The following is a 20,765-nucleotide window of genomic DNA, read 5'->3' on the forward strand; positions in this document are numbered from 1 at the left end:
GATCCACCGACCAGCCGCGTCGTCGAGACCCAACCGCGCCTTGCCGATTCTTGTCGGTGGTCTCTGTTAGTGTTGGACACAATGTGTCGGCAGGGTTTTTCGTGTCGATTGTCGCGTGTTCACGAGAACATCGCGGGAAAACATGCCCCACACCGCCGACACACGACACCGGTACTGCTGCCACGTGGTTTCCGCGGCCGGGTTCGGTCGAGTTGTGGGACAATTTCTCCTGTGAATATCGGCGATTCTTCACAGGAAACAATCGGCGTCATTGTCTGGTGTGCAGGTGCCGGTTTGCGTATCATTGACCCATGGATGACACGTCGGAATTCTGGAGAGGGATCGCGGTGATCGAGGACGCCCTCACGGCGCTGGACCTCACCGGGATCGCCGCCATGACCGACGCCCAGAAGGTCACCGCGATGACCCGGATCCGCACCCTGGAGGGGCGGGTCAGTGCCGCGGCGGCGGTGGCGACCGACGCGGTCGCCCGCTCGTGTGCCACCGAGAGGACCACCGGCACCCCGCTGGCCGACTTCCTGGCCACCACCGAGGGACGCACCCCCTCCCAAGGGCTGGGTCAGGTGTTCCGGGCCTCCCGGATCACCGCCGACCCCCGGATCCGTGACGCCGCCCTGTCCGGCCGGGTCGGTCCCGATCATGCGGCTGCGATCGGCGACCAGTTGCGCACCATGCCCCGCGACCAGATGACCCCCGACCAGCGCGACGCCGCAGCCGACCGGTTCCTGCAGATCGCCGGCACCACCACCCCCGGACGCATCGGACGTGCCACCCCGAAGATCCTGGAGGAGGTCGCACCCCAGGCGGCCCCGCCGCCGCATGATGCGGCGGCGCAGGCAGCGGCCCGGCGTCGTCGGGCCGTGGCGGCACGGCGTCTGGTGTGGAGTCGTGACGGGCAGGGGTCGGTGCACCTGCGCGGACAACTCCCCGAGATCGAGGCGGCCCGCATCATCCCGGTCCTGGAAGCGTTCGTGGAACACGGCCGGGGAGCCGAACGCGACCAGATCGACCGGCTGAAGACCGGGCGGGCCGCCGGGACGATCACGACAGCCCAGTACCTGGCGGCCCGGCGTGACCTCGAGGGGCTGCAGGGCCGTAGTACCGGGCAGCGGGCCGCAGACGCGCTGGTCGAGATGGTCGATGTGCTCGCCGGTCTGGACCAGATCCCCCAGACCGGTGGGCAGGCGCCCCGGCTGGTCGTCACCCTGGACTACGACAGCCTGCGGGCCGCGGTGGCCGGGCGGGTGGCCGGCGGAACCCTGGCCGGTGGGGTGCCGGTGGATGCCGGATCGTTGCGCCGGTTGTGCTGTGAGGCGCAGATCCTTCCCGCCGTGCTGGGTGGCGGCTCCCAGGTCCTGGACGTGGGACGGGCCCGGCGCCTGGTCACCCCGGGGATCCGCAGGGCCCTGGAGATCCGGGACCGGGGGTGCATCTACCCCGGCTGCACGGTCTCGGCGCAGGCATGCCAGGCCCACCACGTCCGGCCCTGGTGGGACGGGGGTCCGACCGCCCTGACCAACCTGGTCCTGGTGTGCCGGCACCACCACGGCCTGATCGAACCCGACCGCCACCACAACAGGGACCAGTGGCAGGTCAGCTTCGACCCCCACACCGGAAACCCCCAGATCCACCCACCCACCCGCCTGACACCCCACCTCCGCAGAACCAGTGGTGGGCCGGGTGGGAGGCCGAACAGCACCGCCCCGGACAGTGCCGGACCACCGGACCAGCCTCCCCAGGCCGGGCCGAGTGGAACGCCGAGCAGGACACAGATCGGACCCGACAAGTCGAGGCGGATACCCGATCCACCAGACGTCAGCCCCACTCCGTCCGCAGCCGGACCCGAACCGTTATCGGTCGCACCCCGCCCGCAGGCCGACCAACCCGACCTACTGGCAACCGAGTCCCAGCGCCCAGAAGGCAGACCCCGGCCCGAGGCCGGGCCCGACCCGTCCGGACCCAGATCTGACCGGCACGCCGCCAGGTCCGGCCGAGCAGGAGTCAGCCGAGGATCTGAGTTGGCGAGAACGAAAGACAACCGCGACCTGCCCACAGACGGACCCGCCCGGCGCGACAGCAGATCCAATCCGCCATACCTGACCAGACGCCCCTCACCGAACCGGACCAGAACGACACCACCACAGTCGTCACCACCGTCGACGACTTCACTCACCCCGTGGAACCAGAACGCGCCCGCAACCCTCCAACCCGACCCATGACCAGAGAACACGGACGAACGACCCTGACCCATGGCCGGGAGTCGGCGATGAGACCGCCCGGAGCCATGGCCTGGAAGCCGGAGTAGAGCCGTTCCCAACCCATCATCGGGAAGCCGAATGAAGCCGTTCCGGACCCATGGCCAGGAGGCAGCGACAAGACCGCCCGAAGTCATGGTCGAGAAGTAGGAGGAGGGCCCTTCCCGACCCAAGGACGTCCGAGACGAAGGAGTCTCACCTATCCATGGTCTGAGGACGAGAATCGGCCGAGGACATCAAGACCCGGGACAAGAACAAGACCCAGCGACGATCACCGCCGACGATCGCTGCCACGACACCGACGCAACCGCCGCTGAGGACGACCCCCGACGACCTCCGGACGCCGCTCAGTTCCCAGCAGCCACCAACGACGCCAAGTACGCGCCGTAACCGGACGCCGCTCAGTTCCCAGCCGCGACCAGCGACGCCAAATAGGTGCCGTAGCCGGACTTCTCGAACCGGGCGGCCCGCTCGAGCAGCTCCTCGTCCGAGAGGAATCCCCGCCGCCAGGCGGCCTCCTCCGGGCATCCGACCTGGAGACCCTGCCGGGCCTGGATGGTGCGCACGAAGTCGCTGGCGTCGTTCAGCGAGTCGAAGGTGCCGGTGTCCAACCACGCCGTGCCGCGCGGCAGCAGCTGCACGTGCAGCCGTCGCTGCTCCATGTATGCCCGGTTGACGTCGGTGATCTCGTACTCGCCACGCGCCGAGGGCTTGAGGTTCCGGGCGATCTGGACGACGTCGGAGTCGTAAAAGTACAGCCCGGGCACCGCCCAGTGCGATCTCGGTTCGGTCGGCTTCTCCTCGATCGAGACCGCAAGCCCGTCGTCGTCCACCTCCACGACGCCGTAGGACCGCGGATCGGCCACCTGGTACCCGAAGACCAGAGCGCCGTCCAGACCCTCGACGGTCTCGGCCAACCTCGTGCCAAGGCCCGGCCCAGAGAAGATGTTGTCGCCCAGCACCAGACAGCTGGGGCCCTCCCCGACGAAGTCCGCCCCGATGGTGAAGGCCTGGGCCAGGCCCCTCGGCTCGGCCTGCACGGCGAACTGAATGGAGATCCCGAACTGGGAGCCGTCACCAAGCAGCCGGTGAAAAGCCTCGGCCTCGTGCGGAGTGGTGATCACCAGAACGTCCCGGACACCCGCGAATATCAACGTCGACAGGGGGTAATAGATCATCGGCTTGTCGTAGACCGGAACAAGCTGCTTGCTGGTGCCCAGAGTGATCGGGTGCAGTCGCGAGCCCGTGCCGCCGGCCAGAATGATGCCTCGCATGGGGCCATCATGGCAGAGTCATACAGCAATAGCCGAGATATCCTAAACTGCCTCTCGTGTCCACACTTCTTGTGACCGGCGGAGCCGGATTCATCGGCAGCAATTTCACTCACTGGGTGATCGACCACACCGACGCCAGCGTCACGGTGCTGGACGCCATGACCTACGCCGCCAACGAGTCCTCCCTGACGGGTCTGCCGGCCGACCGCTTCCAGCTGGTCCGCGGCTCGGTCTGCGATGCCGATCTGGTCGACGAACTGGTGGCCCGCGCCGACGCCGTCGTCCACTTCGCCGCGGAGTCCCACAACGACAACTCCCTGGAGAACCCCAAGCCGTTCATCGACACCAACATCGTCGGCACCTTCACGCTGCTGCAGGCCGTGCGACGCCACCACACCCGGCTCCACCACATCTCCACCGACGAGGTCTACGGCGACCTCGCCCTCGACGACCCGGCCAAGTTCACCCCCACCACCCGTTACAACCCGTCGTCGCCCTACTCCTCCTCCAAGGCGGCCTCCGACATGCTGGTGCGGGCCTGGGTGCGGTCCTTCGGGATCGAGGCGACGATCTCGAACTGCTCGAACAACTACGGCCCCCGACAGCACGTCGAGAAGTTCATCCCCCGCCAGATCACCAACGTCATCGACGGCATCCGCCCCAAGCTCTACGGCGCCGGGCTCAATGTCCGCGACTGGATCCACGTCGACGACCACAACGCCGCGGTCTGGACGATCCTGGAGTCCGGGCGCCCCGGCGAGACCTACCTCATCGGCGCCGACGGCGAGATGAACAACAAGGACGTCATCGAGATGATCCTGGAGCTGATGGGTCAACCCGCCGACGCCTATGACCACGTCAACGACCGCCCCGGCCACGACATGCGCTACGCCATCGACTCCACGAAACTGCGCACCGAACTCGGCTGGGAGCCCCGGTTCACGAACTTCCACGACGGGCTGGCCCACACCATCGACTGGTACCGCAACCACGAGTCCTGGTGGCGCCCGATGAAACAGGCCACCGAGGCCAAGTACGCGACGAAGGGCCAGTGACCGTGGACCCTGCGACGCTGTCCATCGAGAAGACCGCGATCCCCGGGCTGCTCGTCGTCCACCTGCCGATGCACCCCGACAACCGGGGATGGTTCAAGGAGAACTGGCAGCGCGCCAAGATGACCGCCCTGGGGCTGCCCGACTTCGCCCCGGTGCAGAACAACATGTCCTTCAACGCCACCGCCGGGGCCACCCGAGGGCTGCACGCCGAACCCTGGGACAAGCTCGTCTCGGTGGCCTGCGGCAAGATCTTCGGGGCCTGGGTCGACCTGCGCGCCGGAGCCTCCTTCGGCCGGGTCGTCACCGTCGAGATGGGACCCGAGACCGCCGTCTACGTCCCCCGCGGGGTCGGCAACGGCTACCAGGCCCTGGTCGACGGCACCACCTACACCTACCTGGTCAACGAGCACTGGTCGGCCGCCGCGAAGTCGTCCTACACCTTCGCCAACCTCGCCGACCCGCAGATCGGCATCGACTGGCCGATCCCGCTGGAGCGGGCAGAGCTGTCCGAGGCAGACCGGCACCACCCGGCGCTGGCCGACGTCACCCCCTTCCCCTCCTCGCGCACCGTCGTGCTGGGCGCCAACGGCCAACTCGGCACCTCCCTCCGCAAGCTCCTCGGCGCCGATGACGCTGCCAGCCGGAAGCGACCCGGTCGGGTCGAGTTCCTCAGCCGTGCGGAGATCGACCTGGCCCGCCCCGAAACGATCGACGACTACGACTGGGACGGCGTCGACACCCTCATCAACGCCGCCGCCTACACCGCGGTCGACGCCGCAGAAACAGCCGACAACCGCCCCACCGCATGGGCGGTCAACGTCACCGCGGTAAGGCATCTGGTCGAGATCGCCCGACGCCACCGGATCACCCTGGTGCACATCTCCTCGGACTACGTCTTCGACGGCACCCGCGAGGTCCACACCGAGAAGGAGCCCTTCTCCCCGCTGGGGGTCTACGGCACCACCAAGGCCGCCGCCGACGAGCTCGTCGCCACCTGGGCGCACCACTACATCCTGCGCACCTCGTGGGTGATCGGGCACGGACACAACTTCGTGGCGACGATGGCCGGCCTGGCCCGCCGCGGAGTCAGCCCGACGGTGGTCGACGACCAGTTCGGCCGACTCACCTTCTCCGACGACATCGCCGCGGCGATCGGCCACCTGCTGGCGGTCGACGCCCCCTACGGCTCCTACAACATCTCCTCCGACGGCCCGACCCGGTCCTGGTACGACATCGCCCGCCGGATCTTCGAGATCCTCGGCGCGCAGGGCACCGTCTCACCGGTGTCCACGAAGGAGTACTTCGCCCAGCACAGTGCCTCACAGGCAAAGGCCTCGCAGGCCAGGGCCGGGACGAGCTCCGCCACACCGATCGCACCACGACCGACCCACTCCACCCTGGATCTGGGCCGGATCCGGTCGACCGGGTTCACCCCGGCGGACGGGGACGCGCAGCTGCGCCGGTATCTCGCCACCGACGTCCCGCCACACTGAGAGCACTCCTCCGCAGGGCGATCGACCGCTGTAGCGTGGACCCCGACGGTGTCCTCATCTCTCAACCCTCGATCACCGGGATCTGCGTCCGCACAGGCCAGCTCGGTAGACTCCCTGCGGTAGCGGTGCGGCAGCACCCGGGAATCGGCCCTGAGAATGGGCGGACAATCACCCCGGAATGGGCAGATCCGGGCAGATCAGCGAGAGTCAGTGGGAGGAGGCACACGTGGGAATCCTCGACAAGTTCGAGAATGCTCTCGAGGGAGCCGTCAACGGCGTCTTCGCGAAGGCCTTCCGCGGTGAGGTCGAGCCGGTGGAGATCGCCGGACGCCTCCAGCGCGAGCTGGACTCCGAGGCCCAGATCCTGACCCGCGACAAGAAGCTCGTCCCCAACGACTTCTCGGTGATGCTGTCCAGCCACGACTACGAGCACCTGGTGCCCTACACCAAGACCCTCAACGCCGAGATCGTCCCCGCCCTGCGCGACCACGCCACCGAGCGCCGCTACGTCTTCAACGGCCCGATCCACATCCGCTACGAGCTCGACGAGTCCCTGCCCACCGGCCGGTTCACCGTCGCCAGCGGATCCCTGTCCGGCGAGGAGTCCGAGCGGACCGCGGTCCGTCGCACCCCGCTGGTGCTGGAGGTCAACGGCGTCCGACACCCGCTGCTGCCGCCCGGCCTGGTGATCGGCCGCGGGTCCGAGGCGGACCTGCGGATCAACGATCCCGGCATCTCCCGGCGTCACGCCCAGATCCACGTGTGGACCAAGGGCGAGGGGGTCGGCGTCTCGATCGAGGACCTCGGATCGACCAACGGCGTCACCGTCGACGGACAACGGGTGACCAACACCGAGCTGCGGGACGGTTCCCGCATCGAGATCGGATCGACCCGCATGCTTGTCCACTCCCCGTCAGGGATGTGATCGTGAGCGAACTTCTGGTAGCCATTCTGCGGATCGCCTATCTGGTCCTGCTGTGGGTGTTCATCCTGTTCATCGGCAGCACCGTGCGCACCGACATCTTCGGACGCCGGGTCGCCACCCGTGGCGGTTCGAGCCCCGCCGCTGCCGCCGGCGGCAGCACCCCCAAGCGGCACCGCAAGCGGTCCCGCAACCAGCCGGCCCCCGGCCAGCTGCACATCCTGTCGGGCAGCCGCGCCGGCCAGATCATCCCGCTCGCCGACCGGATCCTGGTCGGACGCGGCGGCGACTCCAACCTGCCGATCGACGACGACTACGCCTCCACCCACCACGCCGAGTTCGCCCAGGGGGTGGACGGCGCCTGGTTCGTCGAGGACCTGCGCTCCACCAACGGGACCTACGTCAACGGCCAGCGGATCGAGGAGCTCACCCGGTTGACCATCGGCGACGAGGTGAGGATCGGCCGCACCACCATGGCGGTCGAGGCCGCCGGGCGGAGGTGACGATGGCCTTCTCCCTCGACATCCGGTGCCACTCCGAGATCGGACTGGTGCGCAAGAACAACCAGGACTCGGGCTATGTCTCGCCCACCATGCTGGTGGTGGCCGACGGGATGGGCGGCGCGGCCGCCGGCGACCTGGCCTCCACGGTCGCCGTCAAGCAGGTCGCCCGGGCCGACTCGCGGCGTCAGGGCGAGGAGATGCTCACCCTGCTGGCCGGGGCCGTCTCGGCGGCCAATGACGAGCTGGCCGATCTGGTCGCCTGGGACCGCTCCCTGGAGGGGATGGGCACCACCTTCTGCGGGGCGATGTTCGACGGCGCCCAGCTCGGCCTGGTGCACATCGGCGACTCCCGCGGCTATCTGCTGCGCGACGGCGCCCTGTCGCGGATGACCCACGACGACTCGTGGGTGCAGTCCCTGGTCGACGAGGGCCGGATCACCGAGCAGGAGGCCGCGGTCCACCCGCACCGCTCCCTGCTCCTCAAGGTCCTCAACGGCCAGCCCCAGCACACCCCCGACACCAAACTGGTCGATGTCCAGCTCGGCGACCGGGTGCTGTTCTGCTCCGACGGGCTGTGCGGATTCGTCTCCGACCCGGTGATCGAGCGGATCGTCTCCCACCACACCCTCGACGACGCGATGGCGATGCTGGTCACCGAGGCGCACGCCGCGGGGGCCCCCGACAATGTCACCGTGGTGCTGGCCGAGATCGTCCCGCACAGCGACGAGCTGGAGGCGATGGAGCCCAAGATCATCGGGGCCGCCGAGATCACCGCGGTCCCCGACCACGAGGTGACCGCCCCGCTGCCGATCACCGCCGCCGACATGGCCGAGCAGACGGCCCCGCGCCCCGGCACCCCGCGTCCGGGTGCTCCGCGTCACGCCGCCCGCGACGACGGCACCCCGCTGCTCTTCGACTCCGAGGCCGAGGAGTCGGCCCGCTACGCCCCCATCGACCCCGACGCCCGGCACCGGCTGCGTCCCTGGCTGCTCACTATCGCCGCGGTGCTGGTGCTGGCGCTGGCCGGCACCCTCGGCAGCCGGGCCTTCCTCAACCGACAGTTCTACGTCGGCGAGAAGGCCGGCACGGTCGCCATCTACCGCGGCGTCCCAGACTCCCTGCTGTGGCTGAGGCTGTCGAGTGTGGTGGAGAGGACCGACATCAACGTCGGCGACCTGCCGCGGCTCTACCGCAGCAGCGTCATCAGCACCATCGACGTCGACTCCCTGGAGTCGGCCCAGGCCACCGTCGCCGAACTGCGGATCGGGGCGGAGAACTGCCGGGCGGTCCGGGAGCGCGCCAACACCCCGGGTTCGGCCTCGCCGACGCCGGGAGCCACGACGCCGGGCACCTCGACGCCGGGCTTCTCGACGCCGGGAGCCGCGTCGGCGTCCACCCCGGCTGTCTCCCCGTCCGGTTCCGCGTCGGCCTCTGCGACCCCCGGCACCGCCTCCGAGGCGGCGCCGACCGGATCACCCAGCCCGAGCTCCGGCGTCTCGCTGCCGAAGGTCACCGAGGATGACTGCTCATGAGTAGCTCCGAGCAGTCGGCACGGCCCGGCACGATCGTGGTCCACAGCAAGCGCCGGTGGGTGGAGTTCTTCCTGCTCATCGTCGCCTGGGGGGTGGGCTACTCCGGCTATCTCCTCACCGAGATCAACATGAACGGCGCGGTGCCCGCCAACTGGAAGGTCGTCGGAGGGGTGTGGCTCGGCCTCATCATGGTCTGCCATATCGTGGTGAGGATCTTCCTGCCCTACGCCGACCCGATGATCCTGCCGATCGTCTTCACCCTCAACGGGCTGGGACTGGCGATGATCCACCGGATCGATTTGGCCGGCCACCCGAACCCGGACCGGATGACCAATCAGGCCATCTGGACCCTGGGCGGCATCATCCTGTGGGCCGTCATCGTGGTCTGGCTCAAGGACCACCGCAAACTCCAGCGGTTCCCCTACATCCTCTTCCTGGCCGGCCTGGTCCTCATGCTGATGCCCCTGCTGCCGGGAATCGGCCGCGAGATCAACGGCGCGCGGCTGTGGATCGGGGTCGGGCCGTTCAGCTTCCAGCCCGCCGAGCTGGCCAAGGTGCTGCTGGTGATGGCCTTCGCCTCCTACCTGGTCGACAAGCGGGACGTGCTGTCGCTGGCCGGTCACAAGATCGGCCCGCTCACCCTGCCCAGGGCCCGGGACCTGGGTCCGCTGGCGGTGATGTGGGGTGCGGCGATGGCCGTCATCGTGTGGCAGAACGACCTCGGCACCGCCCTGCTGTTCTTCGGCCTGCTGGTCGCGATGCTCTACATCGCCACCGAGCGGGTCGGCTGGGTGGTGGTCGGGACGCTGTCCTTCGCCGTACTGGCGGTGGTGGCCTACAAGATGGTCGGCCACGTGGCGGTGCGGGTGAGCGGCTGGCTGCACCCCTTCGACAACTTCTCCGACAACTTCCAGATCATCATGGCCCAGTACGGGATGGCCTGGGGCGGGTTGTCGGGGCGCGGCTGGGGGCTGGGACGTCCGGGCCTGACGCCGTTGTCCTTCAGCGACTACATCTCGGCCTCCATCGGCGAGGAGCTGGGCGCCACCGGACTGATGGCCGTCATCGTCCTGTACGGACTGCTGGTGGCCCGCGGACTGCGCGCCGCGCTGTCGTGCCGCGACTCCTTCGGGAAACTGCTGGCCGCGGGGCTGTCCTTCGTCTTCGGCCTGCAGGTCTTCGCGATCATCGGCGGGGTCACCCGGCTGCTGCCGCTGACCGGTCTGACCACCCCGTTCATGAGTCAGGGCGGGTCCTCGGAGGTCGCCAACTGGGCACTGGTCGCCATCCTCATGCTGGTGAGCCATCAGGCACGGCGTCCCGCCGATGAGCTGCAGGCCAATCTCGAGGAGGATCCGCCGCCCCTGATGGACACCGAGACCGGTACCGCCCGCCACGCCGCCGGTGTCGGTGTCGGCCAGGGCACCGAGGCCGCCCCGTACTCGGGGGTCGGCCAGAACGCGAGTGCCGACCAGGACGAGACAGTGCAGAACGGCGTGCCAGGAGGTGCCCGACGATGAACCGACCGATCCGATTCGTCGCGGTCTTCGCGGCCATGATGACCTTCGCCCTGCTGCTCAACGTCACCTACTCGGCGGCCTTCCGCCAGCCGGGACTCAACAACGACCCGAAGAACACCCGGGTCCGCGACGCGGAGTTCTCCCAGAACCGTGGCGACATCCTGGTCGGCGGCACCGCGGTGGCCCGGACCGTCGCCACCGACGGCCAGTACAAGTACCTGCGGACCTATCCGAAGGGCGCCGAGTTCGCGCCGATCACCGGCTACTACTCGTACTACTTCGGCCGCACCGCCCTGGAGTACTCCCAGAACGCCCAGCTCACCGGCACCTCCGACTCGCAGTTCCTTCAGCGGGTCACCGGCACCCTGTCGGGGCGCAAGCCCCAGGGCGGATCGGTGATCACCACCATCAACGGGCGCGCCCAGAACGCCGCCTGGAACGGGTTGGCCGGCAAGAAGGGCGGTGTGGTCGCGATCGACTACACCACCGGCGCGATCCTGGCGATGGCGACGTCTCCCTCCTACGACCCGAACCTGCTGGCCAGCCACGATCTGCCGGCCACCCAGAAGGCCTGGAAATCCCTCAACGCGAACTCCAGCCTGCCGATGGCCAACCGGGCCTCCAAGGAGATCTACCCGCCCGGTTCCACCTTCAAGCTGGTGACCGCCTCGGCCGCCCTGGAGTCGGGCCGCTACACCCCCGAGGGCCAGGTCGACACGCCGAGCTCGATCGTGCTGCCGCAGACCACCAACCGGCTGGGCAACGAGGTCGACTGCGGCAACGGCACGGTGAGCCTCACCGAGGCCCTCGACAACTCCTGCAACACCGCCTTCGCCAAGATCGGGATGTCGCTGGGCCAGAACGCCCTGCGGGAGCAGGCCAAGAAGTACGGCTTCGACTCCAGCATCGACTCCGATGTGCCGGTCGTCCCCTCGCTGTTCCCCGGCGACATGAACGAGGCCCAGGTGGCCCTCAGCTCGATCGGCCAGTACGACGTCGCCGCCTCGCCGCTGCAGATGGCGATGGTCGCCTCGGGAATCGCCAACGACGGCAAGCTGATGACCCCCTATCTCACCCAGTCGGTGCGCGCCTCCAACCTGCAGACGGTGTGGCGCCACCACAACACGACGCTGTCCCACCCGACCAGCAGGAGCACCGCCGAGTCCCTGCAGAAGATGATGGTCTCGGTGGTCGAGAACGGCACCGGCGGTGCGGCGAAGATCGACGGACTGACGATCGGCGGCAAGACCGGTACGGCCCAGACCACCAAGGACGCCTCCCCCTACGCCTGGTTCGTCGGATTCTCCGAGAATCCGCATGTGGCGGTGGCGGTGTTCATCGAGTCCTCCGACACCGAGCGCAGTGAGATCGCCGGCGGTACCCTTGCCGGCCCGATCGCCCGCTCCGTGATCCAGGCGGTCCGATGAGTATCCCCATCTCCCGAACCCGCTCCCATCATTCAGACCCGTGCACTACCTCTGCTGACGAAGGAGGCCCCCGATGACCGCAGCCGGTACCTGGCTCGGAGGGCGTTATGAACTGCTGAGCGTCATTGGACGCGGTGGGATGGCTGAGGTGTGGAAGGCCCGCGACCACCGCCTCGGTCGAGACGTCGCCATCAAGCGACTGCGCGCCGACCTGGCCTCCGACGACACCTTCCAGGCCCGCTTCCAGCGCGAGGCGCAGTCCGCGGCCGGGCTCAACCACCCCAACATCGTCTCGGTCTACGACACCGGTGAGGCCGTCGACGACGCCACCGGACTGTCGGTGCCCTACATCGTGATGGAGCTCGTGGAGGGCCACACCCTGCGCGACGTGCTGCGCGACGACCGCAAGATCCTGCCGGCCCGGGCCCTCGAGTTCACCGAGGGGGTGCTCGACGCGCTGAGCTACTCCCATGCCGCCGGCATCGTGCACCGCGACATCAAGCCGGCCAATGTGATGCTCACCGAGTCCGGCCAGGTGAAGGTGATGGACTTCGGCATCGCCCGGGCGGTCGCCGACACCTCGGCCACCATGACCCAGACCGCCGCGGTGATCGGCACCGCCCAGTACCTGTCCCCCGAGCAGGCCCGCGGCGAGAAGGTCGACAACCGGGCCGACATCTACGCCACCGGCTGCCTGCTCTACGAGCTGCTGGTGGGGCGTCCGCCCTTCATCGGCGACTCCCCCGTCTCGGTGGCCTACCAGCACGTCCGCGAGATCCCGGCCCCGCCGTCCTCGCTGGATCCCGAGATCACCCCGGAGATGGACGCCGTCACCCTCAAGGCGCTGGCGAAGGCCCCGGCCGACCGCTACCAGACGGCCACCCAGATGCACCAGGACATCGAGAGGGTCCTCAAGGGGGTTCCGCCGCTGGCACCGATGGTCACCAGGCCGGCCAACGATCCGGAGTCGGCCGCCGCCACCCAGGTGATCTCCCCGGCAGCAGCCGCCGACAATGTGGCCACCGCGGTGCGGCCCGTCGAGCCCAACCCGACCGGCGTCGACGCCTACCCGGTGTACCAGCCCGGTACCGGCACCCAGGCCGTCACCCGCGAGACCCAGACCCCCGTCAGCCCGGCCACCGCCTCCCGCGGCGAGGAGCCTGCTGCGCAGAAGAAGAAGCGCTGGCCGATCGTCCTGCTGGTGGTCCTGGTGGCCGCCGTGCTGGGTGTCGGAGGGTACTTCGGCTATCAGGTGTTCGGCGGTCCCAGCCCGAGCAACTCGCCGTCCGTCGCGATGGTGAAGGTGCCCGCGGTGACCGGGATGAGCGAGCAGGGCGCCTGGTCGGTGCTCAGCAACGCCGGCCTTCGGACGAAGATCACCCATGTCCGTCAGGGGGCCGACACCGCCGGCCAGGTGGTCTCCCAGAACCCCGCCGGTGGCCGGTCGGTGGCCGCCAACAGCGAGGTGACGATCACCATCAATGACGGGCCGAAGAAGATCACCGTGCCCTCCGACCTCATCGGGATGACCGAGGCCCAGGCCAAGTCGGCGCTGGTGAGCGCCGGGTTCGCCAAGACCGACATCAACGTCACCTACCAGCAGACCTCGGAGGCCGACGAGGGCACCGTGATCTCGTCCTCGCCGAACCCCGGGCAGCAGGCCTCCGACGGGGACTCCATCACCATCGTGGTGGCCCAGGCGGCACCTGCCCCCTCCACAGTCACTTCGACCACGACCACTGGTGGTAACAGTGGCAATGGAGAAAGTGACGAGACCACCGGCGGTGAGCAGAACCCCGCACCGTCCAACACCGCGACCGAGAGCTCCACTGCACCCACCACTGAGCCCACCGGCGGCGAGTCCGGGTCGTCTTGAAGAGAGTCTCCGGCCTCGCCGCGCTCGTCATCCAAGCAGAACGGCGGTCAGGGCGGAGGCCAGCAGGCCCCGGCCGGCCGGTGAGGTGAGGACCCTCAGCGGGCCGTCATGAGCGGTGAGAGTCCGGCCGCCCGGGCCGGGGCGTCGGCGTCGCCGCAGACTGCCAGCCAGTGGCCGAACATTTGGTAGCCGTGCTCGCTGAGCACCGACTCCGGGTGGAACTGCACCGCCTCGACCGGCAGCTCGCGGTGCCGTAGCCCCATGATGAGGCCGGACTCGCTCCAGGCCGTCGTCTCCAGGCACTCGGGCAGGGTGTCGACGTCGGCCGCCAGGGAGTGGTAGCGGGTCACCGTCAGTGGTGAGGGAAGTCCGGTGAAGACCCCGGTGCCGTTGTGGAGGACCTTCGACACCTTGCCGTGGAGCTGTTCGGGGGCGCGGTCGACCCGTCCTCCCCAGGCCACCGCCATCGCCTGCATGCCGAGGCAGACCCCGAAGATCGGGAGGGTGTCCGACAGGTTGCGCAGCACGTCGATGCAGACGCCGGCGTCCCGGGGATGTCCCGGTCCGGGGGAGAGCAGGATCCCGTCGTAGCGGGTGTGCCAGCCGGGGGTGGAGAAGGTGGCATCGTCATTGCGCAGGACGTCGACCTCGGCGCCGATCTGGCCGAGGTAGGAGACGATGTTCCACACGAATGAGTCGTAGTTGTCGATGACGAGGATCCGACAGGCTGACATGGGCCCCAGTCTAGGAGTGACGCCGGTGGCCGCGCCGGTTCTGGGACGGCCCAGACACGACCTGAGTGGGAGACGCCCGACCCCTCCGATGCCCCCTGCCTGGGTGCCGGCTGTCGGGGTTCCCTGCTATCTGATCGGGCTGGCGTGGGTGATGGCGAGGGTGCCCTTGTAGGCGGGCATGGTGACCTGACCGGCGTCGGCCACCGCCCATCCCAGCCGGTAGGCGGTGACGTACTCCTTGTAGACCTTGACCGCCTCGCTGGAGTCCAGGGCGCTCTGGAGCGCGGGGACGTCTCCCATCGCCTCGATCCGGTAGGGAGGCGCGTAGGGGACCCCGTGCAGGACGACGGTGTTGCCCACGCACTTGATGCCGGTGGCCGAGGTCACCCGCTGGCCCTGGATGGTCATCGCCTCGGCGCCGCCGGCCCACAGCACGTTGACCACCATCTGGATGTCCTGCTGATGGACCACCAGGAGGTTCTGGTCGACCCCGTCGGGTTTGACGTCCAGGGGGGCGTCGTCGAGGGTGACCCGGATGGCGGGCCCGGTGACCGGCGTCAGTCCGGCCCCCGGTGAGAGGGCGTCGATGGATCGGGCGACCTTGGGATCCCCGTCGCGGACCTTGGAGAGCCGGTCGACCTTGGCGCGCATCTCGGCGGCCTGCCGGGCCTGGTCGGCATTGTGGCTGGCCTGGTCGCGGACCAGTCCGGCGAGGTCCTCGGACTCCGACTCGGGGCGCAGGTCCCGGCCCTGGGAGGCCAGCGCGGCCCAGCTGATCATGAATCCGCACAGCACCAGGACTCCGGCGGTCAGAAGATGGCCCCGAAGGCTGCCGCGAGGCACCCACTTGAGACGACTGAGACGACGTCGGGGACCCTCGGAGTGGGTGTGCTGGGAGCCGGCCCCGGGGCTCTCGGAGTCCTCGGACGACCTGGGACTCTCGGACGACTCGGTGCTGTCGGGCTTGGCGCTGTCCGGTTCTGGCTCGTCGTCGGCCATCTCGCCCTCCCCCACGTCGTCGGCCCGGGGAGGCTGATATGAACCTGCCCACAGCGTCCTCTAGGCTACCCGGGTAATCTCGGACGGGAGTCCAGCCAGTCGCAGGCGCCCCGTCACGCCATCTTCAGGAGTTGTCATCGTGCCCGAGTCCAAGGTTCGCAAGCCCGCCAAGAGCAAGGCGTCGACCAAGAACCCCAAGAAGGCTCCAGCCGTGAAGAAGGCCGCTGAGGAGAAGGCCGCCAAGGAGGCCAGGGAGGCCGAGGCCAAGACTCCGGAGTCGACCGAGGCCGCGCGCAAGGCCGAGGCGAAGGCCGAGCGCCACCGTCGTCTGGCGGTCGACCGGACCTGGGTGCCGTGGGTCTTCATCCCGCTGCTGGTGATCGGCGTGCTGTGGCTCGTGGTCTACTACATCGCCGGGTTCCAGATCCCCTTCATGGCGGCGCTGGGCGACTGGAACATCCTCATCGGAATGGGATGCATGGCGGCATCCTTCGCCGTCGCCACTCTCTGGAAGTAGCCGACAGAGCCGAGCGCGCCCGACCCGAGGGGACGGGCGCGACCGAGGCCCCGGACCACACCCGGGGCAGTCCCCGGGCGGTGGATCGGTGGTCCCGCGACTCGTCGATGAGGACGAGCGGCAGGGCCCTCTGAGCCGTGGGTCAGTGCTGCTCGGGCTTGAGCAGCGGGAACAGGATCGTCTCGCGGATCCCGGCGTTGGTGAACAGCATCACCAGCCGGTCGACCCCCAGGCCGAGTCCGCCCATCGGCGGGCAGCCGAACTCCAGGGCCTCGAGGAAGTCCTCGTCCAGCTGCATCGCCTCCGGGTCCCCGGCCGCCGCGGCCAGTGACTGCTCGGTGAGCACCTTGCGCTGGATGACCGGGTCGACCAGCTCGGAGAACCCAGTGCCCCGCTCCATGCCGCCGATGATGAGGTCCCAGGCCTCCACCATCCGCGGGTCGTCGCGGTGCGGCCGGGCCAGTGGCTGGGCGATCGCCGGGTAGTCGCAGACGAAGGTCGGCTGCAGCAGGGTGGGCTCGACCAGCGCGCCGAACAGCTCCATCACGATCTTGCCGGCCTCGAGGCCGGGGTCGACGTCGACGTGGTGAGCCGCCGCGATCTCGCGCAGCCGCTCGACCGGGGTGTCGAGGGTGACCTCCTCGCCGAGGGCCCGGCTCAGCCCCGGGTAGACCTTCACCCACGTCCACTCGCCGTCCAGGTCGATGACCCCGTCCGCCGTCTCGATCTGGTGGATGCCCACCGCGTCGGCGGCGGCGAGGATGATCTTCTTGATCACCTCGGCGATCGTGAACTGGTTACCCCAGCTCATGTAGGCCTCGAGCATCGAGAACTCCGCGGAGTGGGAGGAGTCGATGCCCTCGTTGCGGAACACCCGGCCCATCTCGTAGACCCGGTCGATCCCACCGACCATCGCCCTCTTGAGGTAGAGCTCCAGGGCGATCCGCAGGCTCATGTCGATGTCGAAGGCATTGAGGTGGGTGTTGAAGGGCCGTGCCGCGGCCCCGCCGTGCACCAGCTGGAGAGTCGGCGTCTCGACCTCGAGGAAGCCGTCGTCGTGGAGAGATGTGCGGATCGCGGTGGTGATGGCGGCGCGGGTGCGCACCATCGAGCGGGACTCCTGGCGGACCACCAGGTCGGCGTAACGGCGTCGGACCCGCGACTCCTCGGACAGCTCGGTGTGCAGGTTCGGCAGCGGTCGCAGCGCCTTGGCGGCCATCCGCCACTGGGAGGCCATCACGCTGAGCTCGCCGCGGCGGGAGCGGACCACCCGGCCCTGCACCCAGACGAAGTCGCCGAGGTCGACGTCGGCCTTCCACGCCTTGAGGCCGTCCTCGCCGATCTCGGCCTTCGACAGCATCACCTGGAGGCGCTCGCCGTTGGAGGTCTCGGTGAAGCCGTCCTGGATGGTCGCGAAACACAGCCGCCCGGTGTTGCGGACGAAGACGACCCGGCCGCCGACGGTGACGACCTCGTCGGTCTCCTCGCCGGGCTCCAGGGTGAGCTCGCCGTCGGGGCCGGTGTAGGCGGCCTTGATCTGGGGGACGGTGTGGTCGCGGGTGAGGTCGACCGGGTAGGCCTGGCCACCCTCGGCGAGGATCCGGGAGCGCTTGTCGAGTCGGACCTGCATCTGCTCGGAGACGTCGGGGGTCTGGTCGCCCGGGGCCTGCTGCGTGGCGGGGGAGGCGGCGGGATCCTGGCTGGGAGCCGACTGGGGGTCTACGTTTCGATGCTGACTCACCGGCACAGTGTATCGAGGCGGTCCGGGGAGGCTGTTCGGGCTGTGGCGGGCCGGGGTGGGCTGTGTGGGCCGGGGCGGCCGGGTGGGCCCGGGGGCGGACGGGCCCTTGAGCTTGTGCGCGGACCTGCGGGCTGGCGGGCCCACGCCCTTGAGGAACCCGGCCCGGTGGGCTGATCGGGCCGGTGCCTGATGACACCGGCGGGGTGACCAATGAGTGGAGCCCCGCGGTGGATGTGAGGCGATGCACCCAACGGCGTCGACGGCGGCTCGTCGGCGCACTAGCATTTGGCCATGAACTCGTCCCGGCCCCCCGCCCAGCCACCCGGCTGGCAGCAGCCGTCGACGGGTGCGCGCCCCGGTCCCCGACCGGGTCCTGTTCCGCGGCCGACGCCGCCGACCCAGGTCAAGTCCCTGGTAGTGGTGTATCCGTTTCGTGATCTTTCGATACGGGGTCAGGCTGCCAGTTCGGGTGGGATGGGGTCTGCTCCTTCCAGGTGCGTCTGGTCCGGGCCGTCGGGGTTGTGAGTGCCTCGTGAGCGTTCCAGGACCTCCAGGCCCAGGTAGCGCCGGCCCTCGGCCCACTCATCGGTCTGCTCGGCCAGCACGGCCCCGACGAGCCGGATGACGGCCTCCCTGTTGGGAAAGATCCCCACGGCATCGGTACGCCGCCGGATCTCCTTGTTCAGCCGCTCCTGAGGATTGTTCGACCAGATCTGGCGCCACACGTCGACCGGGAAACTCGTGAACGCCAACAGATCGGCCCGCGCGGCGTCCAGATGGGCATGGACCTGGGGAAGCTTGGCCTCCACATAGTCCAGCAGCCGGTCGAACTGGGCGTCGACGGCGGCCGCGGAGGGCTGGTCGTAGACCGAGTGGAGCATGGCCTTGACCGCCGGCCACAGGCTCTTGGGGCACACGCTCATCAGATTGGCCGCGTAGTGGGTCCTGCACCGCTGCCAGGCAGCCCCGGGCAGGTTCGCCGCGATCGCCTCCCTCAGCCCGGCATGGGCATCCGAGGTGACCAGCCGCACCCCGGACAGGCCCCGGGCCACCAGATCGGCGAAGAACGTGTTCCAGGCCGGCCCGGTCTCAGCGGTGGCGACCTGGAGGCCCAGGACCTCCCGGTGGCCGTCCGCGTTGACCCCGGTGGCAGTCAGCACGACCGCGTTGATGACCCGTCCGGCCTCCCGGACCTTCATCGTCAGGGCGTCAGCGGCCACGAACGTGAACGGGCCCGCCTCGCCCAGAGGCCTGTGGCGGAAGGCCTCGACCTGGGCGTCGAGGTCGGCGGCCATCCTGGAGACCTGGGACTTCGACAGGGAGTCGATACCCAGGCTCTTGACGAGCTTGTCCATCCGGCGGGTGGAGACCCCGGCCAGGTAGGCGTCGGCGACCACGGTGATCATCGCCGACTCGGCGCGCTTGCGCCGCTCCAGCAGCCACTCGGGGAAGTAGCTGCCCTGGCGGAGCTTGGGGATCGCCACGTCCACCGTGCCGACCCGGGTGTCCAGGTCGCGGTGACGGTAGCCGTTGCGCTGGACGAGGCGGTCGGGGTCGGGGCGGCCGTACTCCGCGCCGGCGACCTGGTCGGCGTCGGCTGACAGGAGCATGTTGATCATCGTCTGCAGCAGTGAGCGCAGCAGGTCCGGGGAGGCCTGGCCCAGGGCTTGGTCCAGGACCCGCGTCGGGTCGACAATATGAGGAGCGGTCATCGTGGTTGTTCCTTTCGAGTGAGAAGTAGAGAGCTTTCTCGAAGGATCACACGGTGACCGCGCTGCCGTCCACCACGAAGTCGCGGAGGCCGACGGGTTGGTCACCAGCGGGTTACACCACCATAAGGGGCACTACTCAGCCGGTCCCCACTGCCCTTTACGTCTCGTGCACCGGGCAGTCGGGACAGAATCTGAGCTCCCCCGCCCAGCCCCGCGTCCTGAGGACCTGGGCCACCCTCGCCGCCACCTCGCAGGACCGACTCACCACATCCGCCCAGCCGAACCGCAGCGTGACGAGCCCCAGCGCCAGGTGGGAGGAGTCCCGCCAGGCGTCCCGGGTCTCGCCCCGGGCCCGATGGCCTTGGCGTCCGTCCAGTTCAGTGATGGTCCCGAACTCCTCGTAGACGACGTCGGAGCAGGTGCCCTCCGACACCGACTTCTGCCGAACGCCCGCCGGGAGCCCGTGGCAGCGCTCGACGTCGCGGCGATAGCGCACTTCGAGCGGGCTGTGGGATCCACCGGCCACCGCCTCGAGGCACTCGGCGATGAGCTTGCGGTTTCTGAGGCACGGCGAGTCGCCCAGCAGATCAGCCAACCGGGCGGCTGTTGTTCTGCGTTCGGTGATGGCCAGCGCCAGCCATGCGCTGATCCCGTCCGGATCCGAGTCCGCGCACAGATCGAGGATCGTCTCCTCGACGCCCAGGTGCGGCGGCGATCCCCGTGGACGTCGGGTGCCACGGTGGAAGACCCAGGGGTTCGGTCCCAGACGCCGTCGATAGGACTGATCTCTGGGTGCCCAGATGTCGATCTTCTCGGGACGAGATACCAGCCCCGCGATGTGAGCCGCGGCGAGACCGCCGACAGCGGATCCGGGGCCACCGATGAGCACACCTGCCCACAGCATCTGCTCCCAGTCGACACCATCGATGGCGTAGACGCCACGAGCGAGTCGATCCCAGCGTCCCGCCCTGAGGAGGCTCTTGACCGCCTCTCCGGTGAGGCCGGCGCTCAGGGCCTGCTGGCGGGTAACGACTCCGGCCTGGAAGGCAGCCGCCGTGGACAACGACGCGGGCACGCTCGTGCGCGGGATCATGTGGCACCTCCGGAGGAGACGCCGCCCTGAGCCCGGGCGCTGCGCCTCGCTGTCCGCATCTCGCCAGGATGCTTCGGCACGGGTCTTCGCG

The 20,765-nt window shown here is 69.1% G+C and carries 15 protein-coding genes and 1 pseudogene; 10 read left to right on the plus strand and 6 right to left on the minus strand.

Features of this window, described 5'->3' with window-relative positions; all coding sequences use genetic code 11:
- The first annotated feature begins 311 nt into the window (after positions 1-311).
- The gene (locus FEZ32_RS03125) at positions 312-2,240 is read left to right on the plus strand and encodes an HNH endonuclease signature motif containing protein (protein ID WP_138679889.1); all 1,929 of its coding nucleotides are present in this window, start codon (positions 312-314) and stop codon (positions 2,238-2,240) included.
- Positions 2,241-2,677: 437 nt separating this feature from the next.
- On the opposite strand, the gene rfbA is transcribed toward FEZ32_RS03125, so the two are convergent.
- Positions 2,678-3,550: a glucose-1-phosphate thymidylyltransferase RfbA gene (gene rfbA / locus FEZ32_RS03130; RefSeq protein WP_138679890.1), complete on the minus strand. Its 873-nt coding sequence runs from the start codon at positions 3,548-3,550 to the stop codon at positions 2,678-2,680.
- Positions 3,551-3,606: 56 nt separating this feature from the next.
- Between rfbA and rfbB the strand changes: the two genes are divergently transcribed.
- The 8 genes and pseudogenes from rfbB (at position 3,607) to pknB (ending at position 13,878) form a co-directional block, all read left to right on the plus strand.
- Positions 3,607-4,605 carry a dTDP-glucose 4,6-dehydratase gene (gene rfbB / locus FEZ32_RS03135; RefSeq protein WP_028703754.1) on the plus strand — a complete coding sequence of 333 codons (999 nt, stop codon included), beginning with the start codon at positions 3,607-3,609 and terminating at the stop codon, positions 4,603-4,605.
- A 68-nt stretch (positions 4,606-4,673) separates the two neighbouring features.
- The gene (locus FEZ32_RS03140; RefSeq protein ID WP_217496637.1) at positions 4,674-6,098 is read left to right on the plus strand and encodes a sugar nucleotide-binding protein; all 1,425 of its coding nucleotides are present in this window, start codon (positions 4,674-4,676) and stop codon (positions 6,096-6,098) included.
- Between the two features lie 226 nt (positions 6,099-6,324).
- Positions 6,325-7,023, plus strand: coding sequence for an FhaA domain-containing protein (locus tag FEZ32_RS03145; protein ID WP_028703756.1), 699 nt, complete (start codon positions 6,325-6,327; stop codon positions 7,021-7,023).
- A gap of 2 nt (positions 7,024-7,025) precedes the next feature.
- Positions 7,026-7,523, plus strand: a complete 498-nt coding sequence (locus FEZ32_RS03150) for an FHA domain-containing protein FhaB/FipA (RefSeq protein WP_028703757.1) — start codon at positions 7,026-7,028, stop codon at positions 7,521-7,523.
- Between the two features lie 2 nt (positions 7,524-7,525).
- Positions 7,526-9,055: a PP2C family protein-serine/threonine phosphatase gene (locus tag FEZ32_RS03155; RefSeq protein WP_138679892.1), complete on the plus strand. Its 1,530-nt coding sequence runs from the start codon at positions 7,526-7,528 to the stop codon at positions 9,053-9,055.
- Positions 9,052-10,416: pseudogene (locus tag FEZ32_RS03160) on the plus strand (FtsW/RodA/SpoVE family cell cycle protein); the annotation flags it as partial. The gene FEZ32_RS03155 and the pseudogene FEZ32_RS03160, both read left to right, overlap by 4 nt.
- A 155-nt stretch (positions 10,417-10,571) precedes the next feature.
- On the plus strand, positions 10,572-12,002 hold the full coding sequence (locus FEZ32_RS03165) for a peptidoglycan D,D-transpeptidase FtsI family protein (RefSeq protein ID WP_028703759.1): 1,431 nt from the start codon (positions 10,572-10,574) through the stop codon (positions 12,000-12,002).
- A 73-nt stretch (positions 12,003-12,075) separates the two neighbouring features.
- Complete coding sequence (pknB, locus tag FEZ32_RS03170) at positions 12,076-13,878, plus strand: Stk1 family PASTA domain-containing Ser/Thr kinase (protein WP_138679894.1); 1,803 nt, start codon at positions 12,076-12,078, stop codon at positions 13,876-13,878.
- A gap of 95 nt (positions 13,879-13,973) precedes the next feature.
- Here pknB and FEZ32_RS03175 read toward each other — a convergent pair whose 3' ends face one another.
- Both FEZ32_RS03175 and FEZ32_RS03180 read right to left on the minus strand, forming a co-directional pair.
- Positions 13,974-14,612, minus strand: coding sequence for an anthranilate synthase component II (locus FEZ32_RS03175; protein ID WP_138679895.1), 639 nt, complete (start codon positions 14,610-14,612; stop codon positions 13,974-13,976).
- 126 nt (positions 14,613-14,738) lie between these two features.
- The gene (locus FEZ32_RS03180) at positions 14,739-15,611 is read right to left on the minus strand and encodes a DUF881 domain-containing protein (RefSeq protein WP_138679896.1); all 873 of its coding nucleotides are present in this window, start codon (positions 15,609-15,611) and stop codon (positions 14,739-14,741) included.
- 139 nt (positions 15,612-15,750) lie between these two features.
- Between FEZ32_RS03180 and FEZ32_RS03185 the strand changes: the two genes are divergently transcribed.
- On the plus strand, positions 15,751-16,128 hold the full coding sequence (locus FEZ32_RS03185) for a cell division protein CrgA (protein WP_028703762.1): 378 nt from the start codon (positions 15,751-15,753) through the stop codon (positions 16,126-16,128).
- Positions 16,129-16,270: 142 nt separating this feature from the next.
- Here the strand turns inward: FEZ32_RS03185 and lysS are convergent, their stop codons facing one another.
- The 3 genes from lysS to FEZ32_RS03200 form a co-directional block, all read right to left on the minus strand.
- Positions 16,271-17,758: a lysine--tRNA ligase gene (gene lysS / locus FEZ32_RS03190; RefSeq protein ID WP_138680828.1), complete on the minus strand. Its 1,488-nt coding sequence runs from the start codon at positions 17,756-17,758 to the stop codon at positions 16,271-16,273.
- 563 nt (positions 17,759-18,321) lie between these two features.
- Positions 18,322-19,581 carry an IS256 family transposase gene (locus FEZ32_RS03195; protein ID WP_138679658.1) on the minus strand — a complete coding sequence of 420 codons (1,260 nt, stop codon included), beginning with the start codon at positions 19,579-19,581 and terminating at the stop codon, positions 18,322-18,324.
- Between the two features lie 157 nt (positions 19,582-19,738).
- Complete coding sequence (locus FEZ32_RS03200; protein WP_138679897.1) at positions 19,739-20,674, minus strand: type IV toxin-antitoxin system AbiEi family antitoxin domain-containing protein; 936 nt, start codon at positions 20,672-20,674, stop codon at positions 19,739-19,741.
- Positions 20,675-20,765 lie beyond the last annotated feature (91 nt).

It is taken from the genome of Acidipropionibacterium jensenii (assembly GCF_005890135.1).
In the GTDB taxonomy this organism is placed as follows: Bacteria; Actinomycetota; Actinomycetes; order Propionibacteriales; family Propionibacteriaceae; genus Acidipropionibacterium; species Acidipropionibacterium jensenii.

Bases quoted from the DNA above. Each gene is read 5' to 3' on its own strand.
- FEZ32_RS03175 (WP_138679895.1), bottom strand. From the start codon at position 14,612: ATGTCAGCCTGTCGGATCCTCGTCATCGACAACTACGACTCATTCGTG.
- FEZ32_RS03165 (WP_028703759.1), top strand. From the start codon at position 10,572: ATGAACCGACCGATCCGATTCGTCGCGGTCTTCGCGGCCATGATGACC.
- FEZ32_RS03155 (WP_138679892.1), top strand. From the start codon at position 7,526: ATGGCCTTCTCCCTCGACATCCGGTGCCACTCCGAGATCGGACTGGTG.
- FEZ32_RS03200 (WP_138679897.1), bottom strand. From the start codon at position 20,674: ATGATCCCGCGCACGAGCGTGCCCGCGTCGTTGTCCACGGCGGCTGCC.
- FEZ32_RS03140 (WP_217496637.1), top strand. From the start codon at position 4,674: ATGCACCCCGACAACCGGGGATGGTTCAAGGAGAACTGGCAGCGCGCC.
- pknB (WP_138679894.1), top strand. From the start codon at position 12,076: ATGACCGCAGCCGGTACCTGGCTCGGAGGGCGTTATGAACTGCTGAGC.
- rfbA (WP_138679890.1), bottom strand. From the start codon at position 3,550: ATGCGAGGCATCATTCTGGCCGGCGGCACGGGCTCGCGACTGCACCCG.
- FEZ32_RS03125 (WP_138679889.1), top strand. From the start codon at position 312: ATGGATGACACGTCGGAATTCTGGAGAGGGATCGCGGTGATCGAGGAC.
- FEZ32_RS03180 (WP_138679896.1), bottom strand. From the start codon at position 15,611: ATGGCCGACGACGAGCCAGAACCGGACAGCGCCAAGCCCGACAGCACC.
- FEZ32_RS03195 (WP_138679658.1), bottom strand. From the start codon at position 19,581: ATGACCGCTCCTCATATTGTCGACCCGACGCGGGTCCTGGACCAAGCC.
- lysS (WP_138680828.1), bottom strand. From the start codon at position 17,758: ATGCAGGTCCGACTCGACAAGCGCTCCCGGATCCTCGCCGAGGGTGGC.